This window comes from Geodermatophilus sp. SYSU D01176, from assembly GCF_054050015.1.
Window position 1 is genome coordinate 33,176 of record NZ_JBJGYN010000003.1, and the last position, 22,996, is coordinate 56,171.

26 protein-coding genes and 1 pseudogene are annotated in these 22,996 nt (G+C 76.1%); 11 read left to right on the forward strand and 16 right to left on the reverse strand.

The window, feature by feature from the left end:
* Nucleotides 1-92: 92 nt before the first annotated feature.
* The 5 genes from nth to ACI78Z_RS02895 all read left to right on the forward strand — a co-directional run bounded on the left by nth (nucleotide 93) and on the right by ACI78Z_RS02895 (nucleotide 3,880).
* Nucleotides 93-878, forward strand: coding sequence for an endonuclease III (nth, locus tag ACI78Z_RS02875; protein ID WP_457035010.1), 786 nt, complete (start codon nucleotides 93-95; stop codon nucleotides 876-878).
* Nucleotides 875-1,459 carry a TlpA family protein disulfide reductase gene (locus tag ACI78Z_RS02880; RefSeq protein WP_457035011.1) on the forward strand — a complete coding sequence of 195 codons (585 nt, stop codon included), beginning with the start codon at nucleotides 875-877 and terminating at the stop codon, nucleotides 1,457-1,459. Before nth ends, ACI78Z_RS02880 begins: the two co-directional genes overlap by 4 nt.
* Entirely contained in the window at nucleotides 1,456-2,211 is a 756-nt protein-coding gene (locus ACI78Z_RS02885; protein ID WP_457035012.1) for an NUDIX hydrolase, read from the forward strand. Before ACI78Z_RS02880 ends, ACI78Z_RS02885 begins: the two co-directional genes overlap by 4 nt.
* A gap of 68 nt (nucleotides 2,212-2,279) precedes the next feature.
* On the forward strand, nucleotides 2,280-2,690 hold the full coding sequence (locus tag ACI78Z_RS02890; protein ID WP_457035013.1) for a plastocyanin/azurin family copper-binding protein: 411 nt from the start codon (nucleotides 2,280-2,282) through the stop codon (nucleotides 2,688-2,690).
* 8 nt (nucleotides 2,691-2,698) lie between these two features.
* Nucleotides 2,699-3,880 (forward strand): MarP family serine protease, encoded by a 1,182-nt coding sequence (locus ACI78Z_RS02895; RefSeq protein WP_457035014.1) that lies wholly within the window; start codon nucleotides 2,699-2,701, stop codon nucleotides 3,878-3,880.
* A gap of 107 nt (nucleotides 3,881-3,987) precedes the next feature.
* On the opposite strand, the gene ACI78Z_RS02900 is transcribed toward ACI78Z_RS02895, so the two are convergent.
* The 3 genes from ACI78Z_RS02900 to acs form a co-directional block, all read right to left on the reverse strand.
* The gene (locus ACI78Z_RS02900; protein ID WP_457035015.1) at nucleotides 3,988-4,914 is read right to left on the reverse strand and encodes an alpha/beta fold hydrolase; all 927 of its coding nucleotides are present in this window, start codon (nucleotides 4,912-4,914) and stop codon (nucleotides 3,988-3,990) included.
* A 20-nt stretch (nucleotides 4,915-4,934) separates the two neighbouring features.
* Nucleotides 4,935-5,441 (reverse strand): phage holin family protein, encoded by a 507-nt coding sequence (locus tag ACI78Z_RS02905; RefSeq protein WP_457035016.1) that lies wholly within the window; start codon nucleotides 5,439-5,441, stop codon nucleotides 4,935-4,937.
* A 182-nt stretch (nucleotides 5,442-5,623) separates the two neighbouring features.
* Complete coding sequence (acs, locus tag ACI78Z_RS02910; protein ID WP_457035017.1) at nucleotides 5,624-7,576, reverse strand: acetate--CoA ligase; 1,953 nt, start codon at nucleotides 7,574-7,576, stop codon at nucleotides 5,624-5,626.
* Nucleotides 7,577-7,781: 205 nt separating this feature from the next.
* Between acs and ACI78Z_RS02915 the strand changes: the two genes are divergently transcribed.
* On the forward strand, nucleotides 7,782-8,489 hold the full coding sequence (locus tag ACI78Z_RS02915; RefSeq protein ID WP_457035018.1) for a (2Fe-2S)-binding protein: 708 nt from the start codon (nucleotides 7,782-7,784) through the stop codon (nucleotides 8,487-8,489).
* A gap of 60 nt (nucleotides 8,490-8,549) precedes the next feature.
* Here ACI78Z_RS02915 and ACI78Z_RS02920 read toward each other — a convergent pair whose 3' ends face one another.
* Genes ACI78Z_RS02920 through ACI78Z_RS02930 form a run of 3 tightly spaced genes read right to left on the reverse strand, consistent with a single transcriptional unit; the run spans nucleotide 8,550 to nucleotide 10,985 of the window.
* Complete coding sequence (locus tag ACI78Z_RS02920; protein WP_457035019.1) at nucleotides 8,550-9,266, reverse strand: hypothetical protein; 717 nt, start codon at nucleotides 9,264-9,266, stop codon at nucleotides 8,550-8,552.
* A 10-nt stretch (nucleotides 9,267-9,276) separates the two neighbouring features.
* Entirely contained in the window at nucleotides 9,277-10,296 is a 1,020-nt protein-coding gene (locus tag ACI78Z_RS02925) for an S-adenosylmethionine:tRNA ribosyltransferase-isomerase (protein WP_457035020.1), read from the reverse strand.
* Nucleotides 10,293-10,985, reverse strand: a complete 693-nt coding sequence (locus ACI78Z_RS02930; protein WP_457035021.1) for an SDR family NAD(P)-dependent oxidoreductase — start codon at nucleotides 10,983-10,985, stop codon at nucleotides 10,293-10,295. The genes ACI78Z_RS02925 and ACI78Z_RS02930 overlap by 4 nt, the downstream gene beginning before the upstream one ends.
* Before the next feature lie 48 nt (nucleotides 10,986-11,033).
* Between ACI78Z_RS02930 and soxR the strand changes: the two genes are divergently transcribed.
* A complete protein-coding gene (soxR, locus tag ACI78Z_RS02935; RefSeq protein ID WP_457035022.1) occupies nucleotides 11,034-11,504 on the forward strand; it encodes a redox-sensitive transcriptional activator SoxR in 471 nt (156 codons plus the stop codon).
* A 78-nt stretch (nucleotides 11,505-11,582) separates the two neighbouring features.
* The gene (gene ygiD, locus ACI78Z_RS02940) at nucleotides 11,583-12,377 is read left to right on the forward strand and encodes a 4,5-DOPA-extradiol-dioxygenase (protein WP_457035211.1); all 795 of its coding nucleotides are present in this window, start codon (nucleotides 11,583-11,585) and stop codon (nucleotides 12,375-12,377) included.
* Nucleotides 12,378-12,886: 509 nt separating this feature from the next.
* On the opposite strand, the gene ACI78Z_RS02945 is transcribed toward ygiD, so the two are convergent.
* From ACI78Z_RS02945 to ACI78Z_RS02960, 4 genes and pseudogenes are all read right to left on the reverse strand, one after another.
* Nucleotides 12,887-13,159 (reverse strand): helix-turn-helix transcriptional regulator, encoded by a 273-nt coding sequence (locus ACI78Z_RS02945; protein ID WP_457035023.1) that lies wholly within the window; start codon nucleotides 13,157-13,159, stop codon nucleotides 12,887-12,889.
* Nucleotides 13,156-13,989 (reverse strand): ABC transporter permease, encoded by an 834-nt coding sequence (locus tag ACI78Z_RS02950; RefSeq protein ID WP_457035024.1) that lies wholly within the window; start codon nucleotides 13,987-13,989, stop codon nucleotides 13,156-13,158. Before ACI78Z_RS02950 ends, ACI78Z_RS02945 begins: the two co-directional genes overlap by 4 nt.
* 16 nt (nucleotides 13,990-14,005) lie before the next feature.
* Entirely contained in the window at nucleotides 14,006-14,671 is a 666-nt protein-coding gene (locus ACI78Z_RS02955; protein WP_457035025.1) for an ATP-binding cassette domain-containing protein, read from the reverse strand.
* A 98-nt stretch (nucleotides 14,672-14,769) separates the two neighbouring features.
* Nucleotides 14,770-14,928: pseudogene (locus tag ACI78Z_RS02960) on the reverse strand (ATP-binding cassette domain-containing protein); the annotation flags it as partial.
* Nucleotides 14,929-15,024: 96 nt separating this feature from the next.
* Between ACI78Z_RS02960 and ACI78Z_RS02965 the strand changes: the two are divergent.
* The 3 genes from ACI78Z_RS02965 (at nucleotide 15,025) to ACI78Z_RS02975 (ending at nucleotide 17,562) form a co-directional block, all read left to right on the forward strand.
* Nucleotides 15,025-15,420, forward strand: a complete 396-nt coding sequence (locus ACI78Z_RS02965) for a hypothetical protein (protein WP_457035026.1) — start codon at nucleotides 15,025-15,027, stop codon at nucleotides 15,418-15,420.
* Complete coding sequence (locus ACI78Z_RS02970; RefSeq protein WP_457035027.1) at nucleotides 15,372-15,860, forward strand: hypothetical protein; 489 nt, start codon at nucleotides 15,372-15,374, stop codon at nucleotides 15,858-15,860. Before ACI78Z_RS02965 ends, ACI78Z_RS02970 begins: the two co-directional genes overlap by 49 nt.
* Before the next feature lie 181 nt (nucleotides 15,861-16,041).
* On the forward strand, nucleotides 16,042-17,562 hold the full coding sequence (locus ACI78Z_RS02975; RefSeq protein ID WP_457035028.1) for a DUF222 domain-containing protein: 1,521 nt from the start codon (nucleotides 16,042-16,044) through the stop codon (nucleotides 17,560-17,562).
* A gap of 46 nt (nucleotides 17,563-17,608) precedes the next feature.
* Here the strand turns inward: ACI78Z_RS02975 and cobA are convergent, their stop codons facing one another.
* Genes cobA through cbiQ form a run of 6 tightly spaced genes read right to left on the reverse strand, consistent with a single transcriptional unit; the run spans nucleotide 17,609 to nucleotide 22,937 of the window.
* Nucleotides 17,609-18,868: a uroporphyrinogen-III C-methyltransferase gene (gene cobA / locus ACI78Z_RS02980; protein ID WP_457035029.1), complete on the reverse strand. Its 1,260-nt coding sequence runs from the start codon at nucleotides 18,866-18,868 to the stop codon at nucleotides 17,609-17,611.
* The gene (gene cobT, locus ACI78Z_RS02985) at nucleotides 18,868-19,932 is read right to left on the reverse strand and encodes a nicotinate-nucleotide--dimethylbenzimidazole phosphoribosyltransferase (protein ID WP_457035030.1); all 1,065 of its coding nucleotides are present in this window, start codon (nucleotides 19,930-19,932) and stop codon (nucleotides 18,868-18,870) included. Before cobT ends, cobA begins: the two co-directional genes overlap by 1 nt.
* A gap of 29 nt (nucleotides 19,933-19,961) precedes the next feature.
* Nucleotides 19,962-21,029 carry an Rv2231c family pyridoxal phosphate-dependent protein CobC gene (cobC, locus tag ACI78Z_RS02990; protein WP_457035031.1) on the reverse strand — a complete coding sequence of 356 codons (1,068 nt, stop codon included), beginning with the start codon at nucleotides 21,027-21,029 and terminating at the stop codon, nucleotides 19,962-19,964.
* On the reverse strand, nucleotides 21,026-21,370 hold the full coding sequence (locus tag ACI78Z_RS02995; protein ID WP_457035032.1) for a cobalamin biosynthesis protein: 345 nt from the start codon (nucleotides 21,368-21,370) through the stop codon (nucleotides 21,026-21,028). The genes cobC and ACI78Z_RS02995 overlap by 4 nt, the downstream gene beginning before the upstream one ends.
* Nucleotides 21,367-22,206, reverse strand: a complete 840-nt coding sequence (locus tag ACI78Z_RS03000; protein WP_457035033.1) for an energy-coupling factor ABC transporter ATP-binding protein — start codon at nucleotides 22,204-22,206, stop codon at nucleotides 21,367-21,369. The genes ACI78Z_RS02995 and ACI78Z_RS03000 overlap by 4 nt, the downstream gene beginning before the upstream one ends.
* Nucleotides 22,203-22,937 (reverse strand): cobalt ECF transporter T component CbiQ, encoded by a 735-nt coding sequence (cbiQ, locus tag ACI78Z_RS03005; RefSeq protein WP_457035034.1) that lies wholly within the window; start codon nucleotides 22,935-22,937, stop codon nucleotides 22,203-22,205. The genes ACI78Z_RS03000 and cbiQ overlap by 4 nt, the downstream gene beginning before the upstream one ends.
* Nucleotides 22,938-22,996 lie beyond the last annotated feature (59 nt).

Consider the following 22,996-nt stretch of genomic DNA (forward strand, 5'->3'; position numbering starts at 1 on the left):
TACCCCGGGGCGTCGCGGCGGAAGCCCCGCGACGGCGGAGCGATGATGGCACGGGCCTGGGACGGTCAGCCGTTCCGCCTACCCTCGACCGCGTGTCCTCGCCCGCCTACGCCCGGCCCGTCCCACCGCGTGCCCGCCGTGCCGCTGCCCGGGGCGGCTCCCCGTTCGACCCCCAGGAGACGCCGCTGGCGCGCACCCGCCGGGCCCGGAGGATGGCCCGCGAGCTGGCGCTGATCCACCCCGACGCGCACTGCGAGCTGGACTTCACCAACGCCTTCGAGCTGCTGGTCGCCACCGTGCTGTCGGCGCAGACGACCGACAAGACGGTCAACCGGGTCACCCCGACGCTGTTCGCGAAGTACCCGGACGCACAGGCCCTGGCCGGCGCCGAACGTGCCGAGCTGGAGGAGATCTTCAAGCCCACCGGCTTCTTCCGCGCCAAGGCGAACTCGGTGCTGGGTCTGGCGCAGGCGCTCCTCGAGCGGTTCGACGGCGAGGTGCCCGGCCGCATGGAGGACCTCGTCACCCTGCCCGGCGTGGGCCGCAAGACCGCCAACGTCGTCCTGGGCAACGCCTTCGACGTCCCCGGCCTCACCGTCGACACCCACTTCGGCCGGCTGGTCCGGCGCTTCGGCTGGACGGCGGAGGAGGACCCGGTCAAGGTCGAGGCCGAGGTCGCCGAGCTGCTCCCGAAGCGTGACTGGACGATGTTCAGCCACCGGGTGATCTTCCACGGGCGGCGCGTCTGCCACGCCAAGAAGGCGGCCTGCGGCGCGTGCGGCCTGGCGCAGTGGTGTCCGTCGTACGGCATCGGCCCCACCGATCCGGAGGTCGCCACGAAGCTGGTCAAGACCCCGGCCGCCTCCGACACCGAATGAGCGCCCGCAGCAGGACGGCGGCCGGCGCGCTGGCGCTCGGGCTGACGCTGACCGGGTGCACCTCGGACGCGGCGGAGGAGCCGGACGGCGCGGCGGCGTCCCCCGATCCGCTCGCCGCCCTCGCGCCGTGCCCGGAGCAGCCCGACCGGCCGGCGGAGGGCGCCCAGACCCTGCCGGCGCTCGAGCTCCCCTGCCCGGGCGGCGGGTCGCTCGACCTCGGCCGCGCCCCCGGCGTGCCGACCGTCGTCAACCTGTGGGCCAGCTGGTGCGGACCCTGCCGCGAGGAGCTCCCCCTGGTGCAGGGCCTGGCCGACGCCGCGGGGGGCCGGCTGGCCGTGGTCGGCGTGGTCAGCAAGGACGGCGCCCCGCAGGCGGCGTCCTTCGCCGCGGACGCCGGCGCCACCTTCCCCAGCGCCTTCGACGGCGACGGCGAGCTGATGGCCCAGCTGGGGCTGGCCGGCCTGCCCTACACCTACCTCCTCGACGCCGACGGTGGCATCGCACACGTGCAGGTGGGGCCGGTGACCGACCTCGCCGAGCTGCAGGGCCTGGTGGCCGAGCACCTCGGGGTGTCGCCGTGACCGCGGCAACCGGTGACCTGCCCGGCTACCTGCGCCGGCTGCTGGACGCCGGTGCCGACCTGCCGCTGCGCCACCGGATGCCCCGGCCGACGGCGACCGCCCGCCGCTCCGCGGTGCTGATCCTCTTCGGCGAGGGTCCGCGCGGCGCCGACGTCCTGCTGATCGAGAAGTCCGCGCACCTGCGCACGCACGCCGGGCAGCCCGCCTTCCCCGGCGGCGGCGCGGACCCCGGCGACGACTACCCGGTGGGCACCGCGCTGCGGGAGGCCGAGGAGGAGGCCGGCATCGACCCGGACGGGGTGCGCGTCCTGGCCACGCTGCCGGAGCTGTTCCTCGGGCCCTCGGACAACCTGGTGGTACCGGTCGTGGCCTGGTGGGACGACCCGCGCGACGTCACCGTCGGCGACCCGCGCGAGGTCGCCCGCGTGGCGCGGGTGCCGCTGGCCGAGCTGGCCGACCCGGCCAACCGCTTCCGCATCCGCCACCCGTCGGGGTACGTCGGCCCGGCGTTCGGCGTCGCCGGCATGGTGGTCTGGGGCTTCACCGGCGGCCTGCTCGACGCGATCCTCGAGGCCGCCGGGCTGGCCCGGCCGTGGGACCCGACCGACGTCCGGCCGCTGCCCGCGCTCAGCGCCCGGCGCCCGCAGCTGCCCGGCACCCTCGACACCGCCGAGGACGAGGAAGCCGCCGCGCCGACGGTCGCCGACCCCGCACCCGACGGCCCTCCGGCAAGTACCGTTCCCCCGCGATGAAGGGTAAAAGGACCTCCTTGCCCCCCACCGCTCGCAGGCTCGCGGCGGGCCCCTGCAAGAAGGCCGCTGTGGTCGCCGCCGCAGTGATCTTGCTCACCGGGTGTGGCGGCGGGGGGACGACGGAGCAGGAGGCGGCACCGTCGTCCGGCCCGGCGCTGGGCACGGTGACGACGGCGCCCGACGGCGTCCAGGAGGTCACCCTGCAGACGCAGGACGACTACGTCTTCACCCCCAGCGCCTTCACCGTCGCACCCGGCCCGGTGCGGTTGACCGTGGTGAACGTCGCCGAGCAGATGACGCACAACTTCCGCTTCACCCCGGACGACGGCCCCGCGCCGATCGACCCGGAGATCCCCCTGCTGACCCCCGGGGAGAGCCGCACCGTCGAGTTCACCGCCACCGTGCCCGGTGAGTACGGCTTCGAGTGCAGCTTCCACACCCAGCTGCAGCAGTTTGGCACCATGACGGTCACCGGCTGAGCACGGACATGTCGATCGTCGACCTCATCCTGATCGGGCTGGCGCTGGTCTTCGCCTTCTCCGGCTTCCGGCAGGGCGTCATCGTCTCGGCCACCTCCTTCTTCGGCTTCTTCGGCGGCGCGGTGCTCGGCGCGCAGCTGTCCCGGCCGGTGGCCGACCGCCTCGACGGGACGGCGACCACCCGGGTCTTCGCCGCGCTGGTCGTCGTCCTGGCGGCGGCGCTGCTGGGGCAGGTGGTCGCCGGCGCGATCGGCCGGGCGGTGCGCCGGCGCGTGACGTGGCAACCGGCCGAGGTCGTCGACTCGGTCGCCGGTGCGGTGCTCTCGGCGGTCGCGGTGCTGCTCGTCGCCTGGATGGTCGCCACCCCGCTGGCCAACGCCCCGTTCCCGCAGGTCGCCAGCCAGGTGAAGCAATCGGCGCTGGTGCAGGCGGTCGACCGCAGCGTCCCCGCCGGCGTGCGCGGGCTCTACGACTCGCTCCGGGAGGCGATCGACCAGAACGGGCTGCCCGACGTCCTCGACCCGCTGACCCCCACGCAGGTCCCCGACGTCGCGGCACCGGACCCGGCGCTCGTGTCCAGCCGGGTCGTGGAGTCGGTGGCGGGCTCGGTGGTGCAGATCAGCGGCGTCGCGCCGTCGTGCTCCCGGCAGATCGACGGCTCCGGCTTCGTCTACGCCCCGGAGCGGGTGATGACCAACGCGCACGTGCTCGCCGGCGTCACCGAGCCGGTCGTGCTGGCGGAGGGCGAGGAGTACGAGGCCGTCCCGGTGTACGTGGACGAGGAGACCGACGTCGCGGTGCTCGCCGTCCCCGGTCTGCCGCAGGTGCCGCTGACCTTCTCCCCGGAGGCCGCCGGCTCGGGGGACGACGCGATCATCATGGGCTACCCCGGCGGCGGTGGGCTGTTCGTCGGGTCGGCGCGGGTGCGGCAGCGCACCGACATCAGCGGGCCGGACTTCCGCAACGACCAGACCGTCGTCCGCGACGTCTACGCGCTCTACGGCGAGGTGCGCGCCGGCAACTCCGGCGGCCCGCTGTTCGACCCGGAGGGCCAGGTGCTCGGCGTCGTCTTCGCCTCGGCCATCGACGACCCGCTGACCGGCTACGCGCTCACGAACGAGGAGGTCGAGGAGGCTGCCGTCACCGGCCAGGCCTCGTCGTCCCCCGTGGCGACCGGGGCCTGCGAGTAAAGAGGACCAGCCTTCCCCCCACGCCTCGCAGGCTCGCCGCGGCCCCGGAAGGGTGACCGTTCCAGGTACCTCACCGGCTCGGGGCGGTGTCCTGGACGGGGCCGACCTCACGCGCGTGACCAGCCGACCAGGGCCGCGTTGACCTTCTCGGGCACCTCCTCGTGCGGGAAGTGCCCGACGCCGGGCAACTCCTGCCACTCGTAGGCCCCGGCCACGTACCGGCCCGACCCGCGGGCGGACGTCGGGAGAACGCAGGTGTCGAGCACGCCGTGCAGCTGCAGCGTCGGCGCGGTCACCGGCGCGGCCATCCGGCGGGCGTAGCGCAGCCCGTCGGGGCGCAGCTGGGAGCGGCCGGCCCAGCGGAAGTACTCCATCGAGCCGTACGCCGCCTGCGGGATGCGGGCGGCGGAGCGGTACCGGGACACCGCCTCCGCGAAGCCGGTCGTGGCCGTCCAGGCGGGCCCGGCCCAGCGCCGCATGAGGTCGGCCACCGGGTCGTCGTCGGCCCGGGTCAGCCGCCGTTCGGGCAGCCGGGGCAGCTGGAAGCCCAGGATGTGCCGCAGCGCCCGCCGCTGGGCGCCGTCCTTCAACGCCGCCCGCAGCTGCCGCGGGTGGGCCATGGACAGCACGGCCAGCCGCCGGACGCTGCGCGGGTGCAGCGCGGCCATCGTCCAGGCCACGAGACCGCCCCAGTCGTGCCCGACGACGACGGCGTCCTGCTCGCCCAGCGCGCGGACCAGCGCGGCGACGTCGGCCGCGGCGGTCGGCAGGTCGTAGCCGCGCGGGGGCTTGTCGCTGCCGCCGTAGCCGCGCAGGTCGGGCGCGACGGCGCGGAAGCCGGCCGCGGCCAGCGCCGGCAGCTGGGCCCGCCAGGCCCACCAGAACTCGGGGAACCCGTGCAGCAGCAGCACCAGCGGGCCGTCGCCGGCCTCGGCGACGTGCAGCCGGACGCCGTTGGCCGACAGGTCGCGGTGGGTCCAGGGGCCGGGCAGCAGGACGCTGGTGGCGTCCGGCCGCTCGTCGGGGGTGCCCACCGGGCGCGCGGCGCGCCCGGTCAGACGGTGTAGTTCTCGCTGCCGCGCAGCTGCACGCGGCCGTTGGTCACGGTCGGCACCTCGCGGCGACGCTGGCCGGGGGCCTCCCGGTGCATGACGTCGGGCAGGTCGCGCAGCGTCTCGAGCGTGCGCTCGGGCTTCTCGATCTTCTTCAGCGAGCTGCGGCCGATCAGCGCGGCGATGCCCGCGAGCACCACCAGCAGCAGCCACACGATCAGGTAGGAGACCCAGCGGATCAGCCCCAGCCAGGTGAGGAACTCGGCGATGGTGACGAACAGGAAGATGCCGGAGAAGGCGAGCAGGACGCCGGCCGCACCGAAGGCGCCGGCCCCGATGCCGGCCTTCTTCGCCGACTTCCCGACCTCGGCCTTGGCCAGCTCGATCTCGCTGCGGATCAGCGTCGAGACGTCGGCCATGGCGCTCTGCACCAGGGCGCCGACGGAGGGCTCCTCGCCGCGGGTGGTGCTCCGTGCCCCGGACGGGCTCGAGGGTGCGCTGTGGGCCACGAGGGGCACCTCCTGGGGTCGACGGTCGGCTACCGGGCCGCCCGGTACGAGCGGACCCACCTGGGGGAATCGTGCCCCATGATCACCGAGCGCGCGCCCCGGCCTCCCCTGTTCGTGGCCGGGGAGGCCGGGACGGCCCTGGTGAGGTGCTGGAACGGCCGCCCTCCGAGGGCGGTCCTTCTTCAGTCGTCGGACGACGAGCTGGCCGGCAGCTTGTCCTTGATCAGGTTCATCACCGAGGAGTCGGTGAGCGTGGTGACGTCACCGAGCTCCCGGTTCTCGGCGATGTCACGGAGCAGCCGGCGCATGATCTTGCCCGAGCGGGTCTTGGGCAGCTCCTGCACGACCATGATCTGGCGCGGCTTGGCGATCGGGCCGATGTCCTTGGCCACGTGGGTGCGCAGCGTCTGCACCAGCTCGTCACCCGAGTCCTCGGCGTTCCCCCGCAGGATCACGAACGCGACGATGCCCTGACCGGTCGTCGGGTCGCTGGCGCCGACGACCGCGGCCTCCGCCACCGCCGGGTGCGCGACGAGCGAGGACTCCACCTCGGTGGTGGAGATGCGGTGCCCGGACACGTTCATGACGTCGTCCACCCGGCCGAGCAGCCAGATGTCGCCGTCGGCGTCCTTCTTGGCCCCGTCCCCGGCGAAGTAGACCTCCTTGCCGAACCGCGACCAGTAGGTGTCGACGTAGCGGTCGTCGTCGCCCCAGATGGTGCGCAGCATCGACGGCCACGGCTCGGTGAGCACCAGCAGCCCGGTGGTGTCGTCGCCGAGCTCGTTGCCCTCGTCGTCGACGACCTTGGCCGAGATGCCGGGGAAGGGCGTCTGCGCCGACCCGGGCTTGAGGTTCGTGACGCCGGGCAGCGGGTTGATCATGTGGGCGCCGGTCTCGGTCTGCCACCAGGTGTCCACGATCGGGCAGCGGCCGCCGCCGATGTTCTTGTGGTACCAGAGCCACGCCTCGGGGTTGATCGGCTCACCGACCGAGCCGAGGACCCGCAGGCTCGAGAGGTCGAACTTCGCCGGGATGTCCTCGCCCCACTTCATGAAGGTCCGGATCACGGTGGGGGCCGTGTACATGATCGTGACGCCGTACTTCTCGATGATCTCGAACCAGCGGCCGCGGTGCGGGGTCTCCGGGGTCCCCTCGTACATGATCGAGGTGGCCCGGTTGGCCAGCGGCCCGTAGACGATGTAGCTGTGGCCGGTGACCCAGCCGATGTCGGCCGAGGTCCAGAAGACGTCGCTGTCGGCCTTGAGGTCGAAGGACGCCCAGTGCGAGTAGGCCACCTGGGTGAGGTAGCCGCCGGAGGTGTGCAGGATCCCCTTGGGCGAGGCCGTCGTCCCCGACGTGTACATGATGTAGAGCGGGTGCTCGGAGTCGAACGCCTCGGGCGTGTGCTCGGTCGACTGGCGGTCGACGACGTCGTGCCACCACAGGTCGCGGCCCTCGGTCCACTCGACGTCCTGCTCGGTGCGCCGGACGACCAGGACGTTGCGGACGCTGTCGGTCCGCCCGACCGCCTCGTCCACCGCCGGCTTGAGCGCGCTGGGCGCGCCGCGCCGGTAGCCGCCGTCGGAGGTGATCACCAGGACGGCGCCGGAGTCGGTGATCCGGCTGGCCAGCGCGTCGGAGGAGAACCCGCCGAAGACGACCATGTGGACGGCGCCGATGCGGGCGCAGGCCAGCATCGCCACGACCGCCTCGGGGATCATCGGCATGTAGATGGCGACCCGGTCGCCGGCCTGGACGCCGAGTTCGGTGAGTGCGTTGGCGGCCTTGCAGACCTCGTCCTTGAGCTGGGCGTAGGTGATGGTGCGGGTGTCGCCGGGCTCGCCCTCCCAGTGGTAGGCGACCCGCTCGCCGTGGCCGGCCTCGACGTGCCGGTCGACGCAGTTGTAGGCGACGTTGAGCTTGCCGCCGACGAACCACTTGGCGAACGGCGGGTTGCTCCAGTCGAGGACCTCGTCCCACTTCTGCGCCCAGGACAACCGCTCGGCCGCCTCGGCCCAGAAGCCCAGCCGGTCCTGCGCCGCCCGCTCGTAGACGTCGGGGCCCACGTTCGCCTGTGCCGCAAGCTCCTCCGGCACCGGGAACCGGCGGCCCTCCAGCTCGGTCGACTCGCTCATGCGATTCCTCCTGCTCCGCGGCGTCGGCGTCGACGCCTGCCCTGTGTCCTGTGCCGTGGATGCGTCCCGCTGCGGAACGGCACCGGCCGATACAGCGTGCTCCCCATCACACCGTATTGCCCACCACGCTCGGCGTCTGCCCGGCGCAACACCGACGCAGCGGGGCGCGCGGTCCGCCCCGTGCCGGCACCGCCAGACTGGCCCGGTGACGGCAGGTGTGCAGGTGGCGGTGGCGGCGAGGGTGCCGGGTGCGGCGGCGCTGGGGCTGGTGGCACCCCCGTCGGCGGCCACCGTGCCGGCCGCGGTCTTCGTGGACGCCGACTGGACCGCGGAGCGGCTGGCCGCGCTCGGGGCGCGGTACGCCTCGGAGGACCGGCGGGCGCTCGCCACCGTGTGGTGGTACTCGGCGTCCTCCGTGCTGCTCACGCCGGTGCTGGCCGGGCTCGCCACCGGGCTGCCACTGTCGGCGCGGCTGGCCGACACCTCCGTGGCGTTCCTGGCCGGTGGGGTCCCCGTCGCCGCCACGTCGTCGGCACCCGGCCGGGACGCCGCCGGTGAGCTGCGGGAGACCCTCGCCGCCGTGGTGGAGGTCGTGGCCGCGGCCGGCGGGGTGCGTCCGCGGCCGCTGTGGGCGATCGCCGCGGACTCGCTGGCCAACCGGCTGCTCGCTCTCGGCCGCGCGCTGGGGGAGGAACGGCGGGTCACCGCGCTGGCCGCGCCGCTGGCAGCCGCCGTCGGGCCGCCGCTGCCGGTGCCCCGCTACGTCGACGTCGCCGGGGTCCGGTTCACCCGGCGGGTGTCGTGCTGCCTGCTCTACCGGCTGCCGCCCGAGCCGCTGTGCACCTCCTGCCCGCGCCGACCGGCCGCGGAGCGGGCGGTCCTGCTCGAGGACACCGCCGCACGGATGCGCTAGCCCCCAGTCGCTCGTCGATCGCCTGCCCAGGTCGTCGACCCCCTCGCCGGCCCGGGGTCGTCACCGGCGCGCCGGGCCGCCACCGCAGTGCGGGGCCGGACCGGCCGCTGCGCGGCGGCCGAGCACGACCGCGTAGGTGAACTCCCGCCCGTCGCGGGCCACCGGGAGCAGCAGCTCCTCGACGTCCGCCGTGGTGGGCAGCCGGGCGAGCTCCTCCCGCAGCCACGGGGCCGGGGAGCTCGACCAGATCGCCAGGATCCCGGAGGGGCGCAGCGCCGCCACGGCGCCGGCCAGCCCGGCCGGTCGGTAGAGCGCGTCGTTCGACCGGTGGACGAGGAAGCCCGGGCCGTTGTCGACGTCGAGCAGGACGGCGTCCCACCAGCCGCCGTGCTCGGCCAGGACGCCGGCGACGTCCCCGGCGCGCAGCCGCAGCCGGGGGTCGCCGGGCGGGAGCGCCGGGAGCCTGCCCTCCTCGGCCCACCGCACCACGGGCGCGTGCAGCTCGGCCACCTCGACGGTCCCGACCCGCGGCTCGGCCAGCGCGGCGGCCGCCGTCCAGCCCAGGCCGAGCCCGCCGACGAGCACGCGCAGGTCGCGGCCCGGGAGACGGCGCAGCGCCTCGGTGGCCAGGGCGCGCTCGGTGGTGGTGTCGACGTCGTCCATCGCGAAGACGCCGTCGACGACCAGCTCGAGGTGCGTGCCGCCGTCGCCGGTGGTCCGCCGGCGGAGGGCCACCTCGCCGTGCGGTCCCCCCGCCCGGGCGAGCGTCTCGATCACCGGCACCCCCTCACGGCAGGAACAGCATGGTGTCGCCGAACTCGTGCCACAGGTAGCCGCCGGCGGCGGCCCGGGCGTACGCCTCGTCCACCAGCTCCCGTCCCGCGACCGCCTCCAGCAGCAGCAGGTGGCTGGCGTCGGGCGCGTGCAGCCCGGTGAGCAGGCCGGTGACCGCGCGAGCGGGGCGGTCGGGCCCGAGCACGAGGTCGGTCCAGCCGGCCGCGGCGCGGGTGACGCCGTCCTCGCCGGTCGCCGTCTCCAGCGCGCGGGTGACCGTCGTCCCGACGGCGACGACGCGGCTCCCGGCCTCCCGGGTGGCGTTCACCAGCCGGGCGGTGACCGCGGGCACCCGGTAGCGCTCGGGCGCCGGCGGCTCGTGCAGCTCGGGGCTGGAGACGCCGGCGTGCAGCACCACCGGGACGACGGGGACCCCGCGGGCCATCAGCCGCACCAGCGCCCGCTCGGTGAACGGCCGCCCGGCGCTGGCGTTCTCCGCGCTGCCGGGCTCGGTGGCGTAGACGTTCTGCGCGTCGGCCAGGGGGACGGGGCTGCTCAGGTAGCCGTAGCGGATCGGTGTCCCGTGCCGCCGGAGCACGTCGGCCGCGGGGACGGCCGGGTCGGGGCGGGCCCGCCACAGCCGCGAGGCCCGCGCCGGGGTGGGGTAGCCCTCGAGCAGCCGCAGCCGGACGCCGCCGGGCAGGTCGAGCGCCGTGCCCGGCTCGACGCCGCGGTCGGGGCCGTCGTTGTCCGGACGGCGCAGCTCCACCACCCAGTCGCCGTCGTCCAGGGTGGTGGAGACGTGCAGCGGGGCGCGGACGCCGTCGGCCCGCCGGACGTCGAGGCGCGCGGGCAGCGTCGCCGAGGTGTTGACGACGACGAGGTCGCCGGGCTCGAGCAGCTCGGGCAGGTCCCGGAACCCGGTCTCGGTGATCCCGTCCGGCCGGACCACCATCAGCCGGACGCCGTCGCGGGCCAGGCCGCGGTGCTCCGGCGGCGCGGCGGCCTGCGCGCCCATGGTGAAGGCGGTCATCGGACGGCCTCGGCGGCCAGGTCGGCGGCCCGGTAGCGGCCGCTGGGCAGCTCGCCGTCGGCCAGTCGCAGCAGCGCCGGGACGACGGTCGAGGGCTCCGGCAGCCCCGTCGCGTCGGGGTCGGCCGCGCGGTGCATGTCGGTGGCCATGTCGCCCGGGTCGACGGCGTACACCCGGAGGGCGGGGTGCTCGACGGCGAGGACGGCGGTCAGCCGGTCGAGCGCGGCCTTGCTGGCGCCGTAGCCGCCCCACCGCTCGTAGGCCTCGACAGCCGCGTCGCTGCTGACGTCGAGCACCACCCCGGCGGCCCGTTCCAGCGCCGGCAGCACGGCCTGGACCAGGGCGAGCGGGGCGACGGTGTTGACCGCCAGGACCCGCTCGAGGGCGGCGGGCGGCAGGTCGGCCAGCCGGGGCAGCGGGGTGGGACCGAGCTCGCTGGCGTTGTTGACCAGCAGGTCCAGCCGCTCGCCGACGGCAGTGGCGAGGGCGGCGCGGTGGGCGGGGTCGGCGACGTCGCCGGGGACGGCGGTGACCAGGTCGGGCCGGGGGAGCGCGGCGACGGCGGCCGCCAGCCGGCCGGGGTCGCGGCCGTCGACGACGAGTCGCCAGCCACGGCGGCTCAGGGACTCGGCGAGGGCGGCGCCGAGGCCGCGCGAGGCTCCGGTGACCAGTGCGGTGGGGGATGTCATGGCGCTACCGTCGGACCTGAAGTCGACTTGAGGTCAAGGGGTGGGCGCGTGGACGGGCTGCTGACCATCGGGCAGGTGGCCGAGCGGTCGGGCATCGCGGTCTCCGCACTGCGCTACTACGAGGCGCAGGGGTTGGTCACGGCGTCCCGGACGCCGGGCGGCGCACGGCGCTTCCCGCGCAGCGTGCTGCGCCGGCTGGCGTTCGTCCGCGCCGCGCAGAACGTCGGGCTGACGCTGCCGGAGATCCGCGACGCGCTGGCCACGCTTCCCGACGGGCGGACGCCGTCGGCCCGTGACTGGGCCCGGCTCTCGGAGTCCTGGCGGGACCGGCTCGACGAGCAGATCGCGGCGCTGGTGCAGCTGCGGGACGGGCTGACGTCCTGCATCGGCTGCGGCTGCCTGTCGCTCACGCGGTGCGCCCTCTACAACCCCGGCGACGTCGCGGCGGCGGAGGGGCCGGGGGCGCGCCGGCTGTCCCCGGCGCTGCGACGGGTGCCGCCGGTCTCCAACGCGGGGTGACCACTGCGACGGACGTGAGGTGACCGTGCCGGGGTCGCAGGCCCCGCGGGTGCGGGAGATGATCGCGGCGTGACCGTGATGCCGGCTGCGTTCCTCGGCCACGGCAACCCGATGAACGCCCTCGAGGACAACCGCTACACCCGTGCCTGGCGAGCGTTCGGCCGGGCGGTGCCGCGCCCTCGGGCGATCCTCGTGGTCTCCGCGCACTGGTACGTGCACGCCACCGCGATGACCGCGATGGCGCGGCCGCGCACCATCCACGACTTCTTCGGCTTCCCGCGCGAGCTGTACGACGTCCGCTACGACGCGCCCGGGCTGCCGGAGCTGCACGAGGAGGTCGCCGACGTCGTCCACCCGACGTGGGTCGGCGCCGACCTCGACAGCTGGGGGATCGACCACGGCGCGTGGTCGGTGCTGCGGCACGTCTTCCCGGACGCCGACGTGCCGGTCGTGCAGCTGTCGGTCAACGCGCTCCAGCCGGCCGCGCACCACCTCGAGCTCGGGGCCGCGCTGGCCCCGCTGCGGGAGGACGGCGTGCTGGTGATCGGCAGCGGCAACGTCGTCCACAACCTGTCCGCGGTGAGCCGGGCGATGCCCGACGCCGGGTTCGACTGGGCCCACCGGTTCGACGACCGGGTCCGCGAGCTGATGCTCGACCGGCCGACCGAGGTGGTGGCCCTCGACCGGCACCCGGACGCCGGCCTCGCCGTCCCCACGCCCGACCACTTCCTGCCGCTGCTCTACGTGGCCGGCATGGCAGGGGCGACCGGCACGACCGCGGAGGTGCTGGTCGACGGGTTCACCCACGGGTCGCTCTCGATGGCGTCCTACACCGTCGGCATGGCGCCGCTCCGGGTCGACGACGACACCTGAGGCACCCCGGATCCGTCCGGGACCGGTCCGTCACCCTCCGGCGACCTCCTCGTCGTCACCGGGTGTCGTGCCGAGCACGCCCACGGGGAGCCCGTCCGTGTCCACGCGACGTACGTGCATCCGCAGACCCCGTCTCGGCCGGGCCCCGCTGACCGGTGGGGCGGGCCTGGCCCACTCCCGGATGCGCATCCGTGTGGCACGCGGCGAGGGCTGACCGGCGCCCGCTGGGCGTCTTCCTCGCCGTCCTGCTCGTCGGCGTGGGTCTGGTGGTCCGGGCCTCCGCCGGGCCGGGAGCGGCGGCGGTGGCGCCGGCGGGCACGGGCCGGTCGCCGGCGACGTCGTCCCCCGGCCCGAGGCGGCTCCGGCACCGCAGGCCGTGCCGGCCGACGCGCTCGACGGCCACCCCGCGGACGCCGACGTCGCGCCGGTGACTGCGGCAGTGACGTCGACGAGGACGCCGGCGCCAGCGAGGACAACACCGTCGTCTTCGCCTCGGTCGTCGACGCGGTCTAGCTCGCCGCCGCGGGGCGCTCCGGGGTCCCGGCGTCGCTGATCCGCGGGAACGGCCGTGTGGAGAAGACCACCTCCACCGGCAGGCCGAAGAACTCGGCGATCCGCAGCGCCAGGTGCAGGCTGGGGTTGTACTCGCCGCGCTCCAGGTAGCCGACCGTCTGGTAGTGCACGCCCAGGGCGTCGGCCAGTTCCCGCCGGGTGACGCCCTGCTCGGCGCGCAGCAGCGCGATCCGGTTGTAGACGGCGTCCCCGGGCTTGTCGGCGCTCACCGCACCCACTGCAGCGCGGCGTCGCGGGCCGCGGCGACCTGGGAGCCGGACTGCCGGCGTGCCATCCGCCGGAGCACCACGGGCGTGACCAGCAGACCGGCGACCGCCCAGGCGGTGAGCACGAGGGCCACCTGCCCGGTCCGCCACGAGCCGCCGAGCTCGAGGGAGGCGGCGGCCTCGGGGAGGAACGCCGAGCGCATGCCCAGGCCGATCCAGTACGTCGGGAACACCTGCGCCACCGTCTGCACCCAGCCCCACAGCGCCTGGACCGGGACGAAGATCCCCGAGATCCCCGTGATGACGAGGACGGGGAGCATCCCCCAGGTGCCGACCTTCTGGGTGTTCGGCACCGCCGAGCCCAGGACCACCCCGATCGGCAGCATGGCCGCCATGCCGAGGAGCAGCACCCACGCGACGGTGAGCCAGCCGCCGGCTCCGGAGGGGATCACGTCGTCGAACAGCAGCGCGCTCGGCACCAGGATCACGAGGAACTGGGGGAGGGCGCTCAGCGAGTGGAAGACGAGCTGCCCGGTGACGTAGCCCTCCATGCCGTGCGGCAGGGCCTTGTGCCGGAGGAGCGTGCCGTCCTCCCGCTCCATGGCGAGGGCGAACGCCGGCCCGATGACCACGCCGAACGCGACCAGGGCGGCGAGGATGCTCGGCAGCGCGACGGTCGGGTAGAGCAGCGTCGTCCCCTCGACCGCGTCGCCGCGGTTGAACCACAGGAAGGTCAGGGTGGCGAGCCCCGTGAACAGGTAGAAGCCCTGGTCCTGGGGGCTGCGCACGCTGTTGAGGAACTCCGTCCAGCCCCGGCGGACCCCGAGCCGCACGGCGTGCGGGTGGTGCTCACCGGGTCACCTCCTCCAGCTGGTCGCCGACACCGGCCTCGTGCCGGGCGACCATGGCGATGTAGGTGTCCTCCAGGCTGGCCCGGCGGACCTCCAGGTCGGCGACCTCCTGCCCGTGCTGCGCGAACAGGTGCCGCACGAACGGCGTGGGGTCGTCGGTCGCGTGCACGAACCGCTCCCCGTGCAGCGTCCAGCGCACCTCGCTGGTGCCGGCCACCTGGCGGGTGAGGGCCTCGGCGCTGCCGTCAGCGACGATCCGGCCGCCGGCGAGGACGAGGATCCGGTCGGCCAGCCGCTCGGCCTCGGCCAGGTCGTGCGTGGTGAGCAGGATGCTGGTGCCCTCCAGGTCGGACAGCCGGTGCACCAGGTCGTGGAAGTCTCGGCGGGCCTGCGGGTCGAACCCGACGGTCGGCTCGTCGAGGAAGAGCAGCTCCGGGCGGCCGACGATCCCGACCGCCACATCGAGCCGCCGGCGCCGTCCGCCGGAGAGGGTGGCGATCTTGCGGTCGGCGTCGTCGGTCAGGCCCACGGTGTCGAGCAGCCAGTCGACGTCGTACGGGCGGGGCCGCTCCGGCGTGGAGTAGGGGCGGTAGAACCCGCCCAGCTGGGTGAGCAGCCGGCGCGGCGTCCAGCGGGCGTGGTCGCGCCAGGACTGCAGCACCACGCCCACCCGCGCCCGCCACGCGTCGTCGGCCCGGGCGGGGCGGTGCCGAGCACCTCGACGTCACCTGCAGATGGCAACCGGAAGCCCTCGAGGACCTCGATCGTGGTCGTCTTCCCGGCGCCGTTCGGCCCCAGCAGGCAGACCACCTCTCCGGGGTGGACGTCGAGGTCGACGCCGGCGAGCACCTCGTGCGTGCCGTAGCTCATCCGCAGGCCGCGCACCCGGACGACCGTCTGGTCGGACACCTCTCGCGTCATCGCCGCTCCTGGAGGGCTTGTGGGCTGGAGTGATAGTAGAAGTACTACATCGGCAGTACAACTACTCAGCCGCTCTCTCGGACGACGGGGGTCGGGATGGCTGCACGCACGGTGCTCCTGGCGACGGCCCGCTGGTTGGCCGTGCTCGTCCCGCTGGTCGACGCCGGCCTCGTCCTCACCGGGGGGCTCGACCTGCGGACCGGCGTCGTCGTCGCGCTGGTCCTCGAGGCGCTGCTGGCCGTCGTCCTGGTCCTCGAGGCCGCGGCCTTCCGCCGGGCGTACCGCTCCGCGCGGCGGGAGGGAGCGGCCAGGCGGGCCGCGGTCGTCGCCGGTGCCGAGGCGGTCTGGCCCCCGGTGGTCCTGCGGGCGGCGCGTGCGGAGGCGGGGTCCTCCGGGCGCTGTGGTGGGCGGTGTGGCGCCGCTCCGCCGTCGGACCGGACGACGTGCCGCTGCCCTACGCCGGCCGCATCCGCCTGGTGCTCGGCGCGCTGACCGTCCTCGGCGCACTCGAGACGGTGGTCGTCCACGTGCTGCTGCCATGGGAGACCGCGCGGTGGGTGCTGCTCGCCGTGTCGCTGTACGCGCTGGTCTGGGTGCTCGGCTCGGGGCTGTCGCTGCTCCAGCACCCGCACCTGATCCGCGACGACGCGCTCGTGCTGCGGTTCGGGCACCTTCACGCGATCGCCGTCCCGCTGGCGGGGCTGGTCGCGGTCCGGCGCAGCGTCGAGGCCGAGCACGAGCGGGTCCTGGTCCGCGAGGAGGACCGGCTGGTGCTGTCGGTCATGGGGGACACTGACGTGGAACTGCCCTTCGACCCGCCGGTGCACGTGGCCGGACAGGATGAGCCGGTGGGTCGCGTCGCCTTCTGGGCCGACGACCCGCACGCCGTGGTCCGGCTGCTGCGGCACCGCGCCGTCCCCGCCGGCCGCTGACGTTCCCGCGGAAACGCCGCGGGGGCCTCGGGTGCGACGCCACGACGATCTGCCGGCGGTGGCGCGTTCCCGCGGGAACGTCGACTCCGCGAGTCGTTTCCACAGCGGCTTGCTGGCCTGCGGGGATGTCACATCGGACCACTAGCCTCCGAACAGACGTTCGAGGAGGAGGGGGTGTCCGGTGTCGGGAGAGTGCGAGAGCGGTGAGCTGCCGCTGGCGGAGCTGGCGCGGCGGATCACCAGCGGAGCGGTCCGGCTGGCCGCGGCGACGGCGGCGTGGCTGACGCTGGTGGCCGAGTTCGACCGCCGCGAGGGCTGGGGCGCGGTCGGCATCCGCTCGTGCGCGCACTGGCTGGCGTGGCAGTGCGGGCTGTCGCCCGGCGCGGCCCGCGAGCACGTGCGGGTGGCCCGCGCCCTGACCGCGCTGCCGACGATGGCGGCGGCCTTCGCCGCTGGGCGGCTGTCCTACGCCAAGGTCCGCGCGCTGACCCGGGTGGCCGAGCCGGACACCGAGCCCGCGCTGCTGGAGCTGGCGCACGAACTCACCGCGTCGCAGCTGGAGCGGGTGGTCCGCGAGTGGCGCCGGTCGGACCGCGTCGACGCCGACCGGGTCGCGGCCAAGCAGCGCTTCGACTCCTGGTGGGACGACGACGGGGTGCTGCACGTGCACCTGTGCCTGGCGCCCGAGGACGGGGGGGAGTTCATCGCCGGGGTGGATTCGCTGGCCGAACGCTCCGCACGCCGCGAGCGGGCCGCGGCGAAGCGAGCCGGCGCCGACCGGGGCGCCGAGCCGGAGGAGGACGACCAGCCCGCCCGGGCGCGGGACCGGAGCACGGCTCGGCGCTGCGCGGCGGTCGCCCAACTGGCCGCGGCCGCGGCCGACGCCGACCGGCGGGCCGGGGACCCACCGCGCCGCGAGGTGGTCGTGCACGCCGACGCGGCGGTGATCGCCGACGACGCCGCGGCGGGCCGCGCCCACCTGGAGGGCGGGCCGGCGCTGCACCCCGCGCAGCTCCGTCGGATGCTCTGCGAGGCCACGGTGGTGACCATGCTCGAGCGCGGCCGGGAGCCACTCGCCGCCGGCCGCGCGCGGCGCTTCGCCACCAGGGCGCAACGCCGGGCGCTGTACCGCCGCGACGGCGGCTGCGCCCGCCCCGGCTGCGCGGAGACCCGCATCGAGCGGCTGCACGCCCACCACCTGCGGCACTGGCTGCACGGCGGAGCGACCGACGTGGTGAACATGGTCCTGCTGTGCGACGCCGACCACGGCCTGGTCCACGACCTGGAGCTGGTCATGTCCCGCCGTGCGGGCCGGCTCGTCGTCACCACCCCCGACGGCCGCCGGGTGTGGGGTGCCGCCGATGCCGTCTTCCGCGACGGCGTGCCCGGGCTGACCGGCGGCACGGACGACGGTCAGGTCGCCGGCGTCCCGCCCCTGCACACCGCCGTGGGACGCCGACCGGCCCAGGCTCCGGCACCGACCACGGCACCGGCGGTGGCCCCTCCGACGGAGGAGGCCGCGTCGATCACCCGGCTGCTATTCCCCGACCGGGAGCCGGACCTGCCCGACGCCCCGCACGTCATCGGCGAGCCGATGGACCTGGCCTACGTCGTCGGCGTCCTGCTGGGCAACCGCGACCTCGAACGCCGCCTCGCCGCCGAGAACGGAGGAGACACCGCGAGACTGGCCGCCGTGGCCTGACCCGGCGTTCCCGCGGGAACGCCGGGCCGGTCCGGGGCTCCGGGTGTCAGCGCGGCTGGAGGAGGTCCGTGGCGAGCCGCACGACCTCGCCGACGACCCAGACGGCGGGCGGACGGATGTCCTCGTCGGCCAGGGTCTGCGCCAGGCCGGCCAGGGTGGTGCGCACCGTGCGCTGCGTCGGCGTCGACCCGTCGGCCACGACGGCGACCGGCGTCTCGGGAGCCCGCCCGTGCTCGAGCAGCGCCGCGGCGATCGCCGGCGCGGTGTCCACGCCCATGAGCACGACGACCGTGCCGCGCAGATGGCCCAGCGCCGCCCAGTCGACCAGTGACTGCGGGTGGCCCGGCGGCACGTGCCCGGAGACGACGACGAACTCGTGGGTCAGCCCGCGGTGGGTGACCGGTATGCCCGCGAGCCCCGGGACGCCGATCGCGCTGGTCACCCCGGGCACCACCTCCACCGGGACGCCGGCCGCGACGCAGGCCTCGAGTTCCTCCATGCCGCGGCCGAAGACGAACGGGTCGCCCCCCTTGAGCCGCACCACCCGCCGCCCGGCCCGCGCGTGCTCGACCAGCAGCGCGTTGATCTGCTCCTGCGCCATGGAGCGGCCGCGGGGCAGCTTGGAGGCGTCGATGACCTCCACCTCCGCGGGCAGCGAGGCCAGCAGCGACTGCGGCGCGAGGTGGTCGGCGAGGACGACGTCGGCCTGCGACACCGCCTGCTGGCCGCGCACGGTGATCAGGCCCGGGTCGCCGGGACCGCCGCCGACGAGCACGACCGAGCCGGACCGCCCGCCGGGGGCCTCCCGGCCCGCGTGGTCGCGGATGGTGCCGTCGGCCAGACCGGCCAGCACGGCGTCCCGGACGGCGACCGCACGCTGCGGGTCACCGCCGCCGTGCACGCCGACGACCAGGTCGCCCTGCCGGCCGACGGCGGGGGTCCAGACGCTGGACGCCGACCGGTCGTCGGCGCGGGCGCAGAACACCCGGAGCCGTTCGGCCTCCTCGGCGACCGCCGCGTTGACCTCGGGGTCGTCGGTCGCGGCCACCGCGTACCAGGCGTCGTCCAGGTCGCCCGGCTCGTACCGGCGGCGCACCCAGGTGACCTCGCCCGGGCCGACCAGGGCCTCCAGCGCCGGGGTGACCTCGGGGCTGACCACGGTCACCCGGGCGCGGGCCTCGAGCAGGCCGGCCACGCGCCGGTGCGCCACCTGGCCGCCGCCCACGACGACGACGCTCCGGTCCAGCAGCCGCAGCCCGACCGGGTAGACGACCCCGCTCGCGGGATCGACGGGAGTCGCGCTCATCAGGCCTTCTCGGTCACACCGGCGGAGTCGAAGGTGGCCACCTCGCGCAGTGCCCGCGCCGCGCTGGCCACCAGCGGCAGCGCGAGCAGCGCGCCGGTGCCCTCGCCCAGGCGCAGGTCCAGGCCCAGCAGCGGGCGCAGGCGCAAGTGCCGCAGCGCGAGGGCGTGTCCCGGCTCGGCGGAGGTGTGGCCGGCCAGCGCGTGCTCCAGCGCCGCCGGGCACAGCGCGGCCGCGACCAGCGCCGCGGACCCGGCGATCACGCCGTCCAGCAGCACCGGGACGCGCGCCGCCGCGGCGCCCAGCACGAACCCGGCGAGCGCGGCGTGCTCCAGGCCGCCGACCTCGGCGAGGGCGGTCAGCGCCGCCTCCGGGGTCGTCGGCCGCTCCGGCACGCGGGCGGCCGCGCGGGCGACCACCTCGACCTTCCGGGCGAGCGTCGGGTCGTCCACCCCGGTGCCCCGGCCGGTCGCGGCGGCGGGCGTCGCGCCGGTGAACGCGCAGACCAGCGCCGCCGACGCCGTCGTGTTGGTGATGCCCATGTCGCCGGTGACCAGGCAGCCGTGGTCCGCGGCCAGCTCGGTGGCGACCTCGATGCCGACCTCGACCGCCCGCCGCGCCTCCTCGACGGTCATGGCCGGGCCGACGGCGAGGTCGGCGGTGCCGGACCGCACCTTGCGGGACAGCAGCGCCGGGCTCGGCTCGACGGCGTACGGCGTCGCCACCCCGACGTCCACCACGACGACGTCCGCGCCCAGCTGCGCGGCGAAGGCGTTGACCACCGCACCGCCGCGGGCGAAGTTGGCCACCATCTGCGCGGTGACCTCCTGCGGCCAGGGCGTGACGCCCTGCGCGTGCACCCCGTGGTCGCCGGCGAAGACCGCGACGGCGGCGGGCGTGGGCAGCGGGGGCGGGCAGGTGCCGGTGGTGCCGGCCAGCTGCGCGGCGACGTCCTCCAGCACGCCCAGCGAGCCCGGCGGCTTGGTCATCCGGTCCAGGCGGTCGCGGGCGGCCCGCTCGGCCGCGGCGTCCCGGGGCGCGACCGCGGCGATGGTCTCGCCCAGCAAGGTGCCCGGGAAAGGCGTCGGGTCGGTGCTCAGCGGATCTCCTCGGGGATGCGGGGCAGGTCCCGGAACGCCGGTGTCCCGGGGTCCAGCATGGCAGCGAGGTCTGCGGCGAAGGCCACCGAGGTGGCGGGATCGCGGACGGCGACCCTCAGGTGGTCGGTCGAGAGGCCGGGGAAGGTGTCGCCGCGGCGCACCGCCCAGCCGCGCTCCCGCAGGGCGGCGCGCACCCGCGCACCGTCGGGCGCCCGGAGCAGCACGAACGACGACCGGGGCGTCCCGAGCACCGCCACGCCGGGTGGCAGCGCGGCCAGCAGCGCCTCCCGGTGCCCGGCGAGCTCGTGCGCCGCGGCCTCGGCCTCCGCCCACGCCGCCGGCGTGGTGCAGGCGACGAGCGCGGCCAGCGCGGGCGTGGAGACCGGCCAGTGCGGCTGCTGGGCGGCCAGCGCGGCGACCAGCTCCGGCGGGCCGAGCGCGTAGCCCACCCGCAGCCCCGCCAGCCCCCAGGTCTTGGTCAGGCTGCGCACCACGAGCACCCCCGGCAGGCCCCGCCGCCCGGCCAGGGACTCCGGCTCGCCGGGGACCGTGTCGGCGAACGCCTCGTCGACCACCAGCACCCGCCCGGGCCTCGCGAGCGCGGCCACGGCGGCGCGCGGGTGCAGCACCGACGTCGGGTTGGTCGGGTTGCCGAGCACCACCAGGTCGGCGTCCTCCGGCACGTCCCGCAGCAGGTATCCGGGCGGTTCGAGCAGCAGCCGCTCGACCGGGTGCCCCGCGGCGCGCAGCACGGCCTCCGGCTCGGTGAACGACGGGTGGACGACGACCGCGCGGCGCGGCCGCACCGCCCGCGCCACCAGCGTGAACGTCTCCGCGGCGCCCGCGGTCAGCAGCACCTCCTCGACCGGGCGGCCGTGCGCGGCGGCGACCGCGGCGCGCGCCGGACCCGCGTCGGGGTAGGCTGCGGCGTCGTCCAGCGCCTCGTGCAGGACGGCGCGCAGCCACGGCGGCGGCGTCCCGGCGCGCACGTTGACCGCCAGGTCGACCAGGCCGGGCGCGAGGTCGGCGTCCCCGTGGTGGTCCAGGTCGTGGTCGAGGGTCACGAGGCCACCGCCACGGTCACGCGGCCGACCACCGTGCGGCCCACCCGCAGCGTTCCGCCGTCCAGCAGCGCCGCGGCCTCGGCCACCGACGGCGTCCCGACGGCGGCGGCCACCCGCGCCGACGGCGCCCGCACCGGGACGGTGGCCAGCACGGCGGCGGGGTGCCCGGTCAGCGGCCAGCCCCGGGCGAGCGCGGCGTCCGCCAGGCCCGGCTCGGCGGCACGGGTGTCCAGGGTGGCCAGCCGCACGCCCTCGGCGCCGGCGGGCAGGACGGCGTCCACCGCGGCCAGCACCTCCGCGGCGCTCACCCCGGGGCGCGCGCCGATGCCCACGACGATCACGGGGCGACCCCCTCGGGCAGCGCGGCCAGCAGCGACCCGGCGTCGCGGGGGAGGGCGCCGTCGGGCAGCAGGCCCAGCGCGCGCAGCCGGGCGCCCACGGTCAGCGCCCACGGGCGGTCCAGGCGCGCCCGGGCGAGCAGCGCGTCGTCGGCCAGGACCTCGGCCGGGGCGCCCTGCACCACGGCGCGGTCGACCACGACGGCCACGTCGTCGGCCCAGCGCAGCGCCAGGTCGACGTCGTGGGTGCTCATGACGACGGTCGAGCCGGACGCCCGCAGCCGCTCCAGCGCGGCCAGCGCCTCGCCCACCGCCGACGGGTCCAACCCGGCGGTGGGCTCATCGAGCAGCAGCACGCACGGCCGCATCGCGACCGCGCCGGCGATCGCGACCCGCTTGCGCTCGCCGTAGGAGAGCTGGTGGGTGGGCCGGCCGGCCAGGTGCGCCACGCCGAGCAGCGCGAGGGCCTCGGCGACCCGCTCCCGGACGGCGTCCTCGGGCAGGCCCAGGTTGAGCGGGCCGAAGGAGACGTCCTGCGCGACCGAGGCGCTGAACAGCTGGTCGTCGGGGTCCTGCAGCACCAGCTGCACCTCCTGCCGGTGCGCGCGCAGGCCCCGGCGGGTGTGCTGCAGCCGCTCCCCGTCGACTGCGACCGTGCCGGCGGCCGGCTCCAGCGCCCCGGACAGGCAGCGCAGCAGCGTGGTCTTGCCCGAGCCGTTGGCGCCCAGCAGCGCCAGCCGCCGTCCGGCCGGGACGGTCAGGCAGGCGCCGTCGAGCACCCGGCGGCCGCGCTCGTAGCCGGCGACCAGCCCCTCGGCGGTCAGCGTCCGGTGGCTCATGCGAGCAGCCCGACCGTGACCAGCGCCGCCAGCCCGGTGACGGTGGCGGCCCGGAACGCCCGGGACGACGGCCGCGCCTCGGGCAGCACCCGCAGGCCGGTCTCCATGCCGCGGCCGGCGAGCCCCTCCTGCATGCGGCGGGCGCGGTCCCAGGAGCGGGTGAGCACCGCGGCGGCCAGGGCGCCGGACGACCGGTAGCCGCGTCCGACGGTGGAGTAGCCCATCCGGGCCGTCTGCGCCTCGCGGATGGTGTGCAGGCTCCCGAGCAGCACGAACAGCAGCCGGTAGGTGACCGCGGCGACCTCGAGGACCGCGGCCGGCACCCGCAGGCCGCGCAGGGCGGGCAGCAGGTCCGACATCGGGGTGGTGGTGGCCAGCAGCAGCACGGCCGCGCTGCCGGCGAGCGCGTGCCCGGCCAGCGACCCGGCCCGGGCGGCGGCGTCCGGCGCCCAGCCGAGACCGCCGGCGCCGACGGTGACCACCGACGTCAGCGCCCCGACGGCGATGAACGCCAGGGGCCAGCGAACCGCGCGGCCGAAGGTGCGCGCGGGCACCCGTGCCGGGCCCAGCGCCAGGACGACGGCGGTGAGCCCGACCAGCACGGTGCCCGGCCAGGCCGGCAGCGCGAGCGCGCAGACCACCAGGCCGCCGCAGAGCAGCAGCTTGTCGGCGGGGGAGCGGCGGCGCCAGGCGCTGGCCCAGGCGGCGTCGTCGACGGCGAGGCCGGTCACGGGCCCTCCTCGCTGGCGCTCGTCGGACCCGTGCCGGCCGGTGCTGTGCCCCTGCGTGA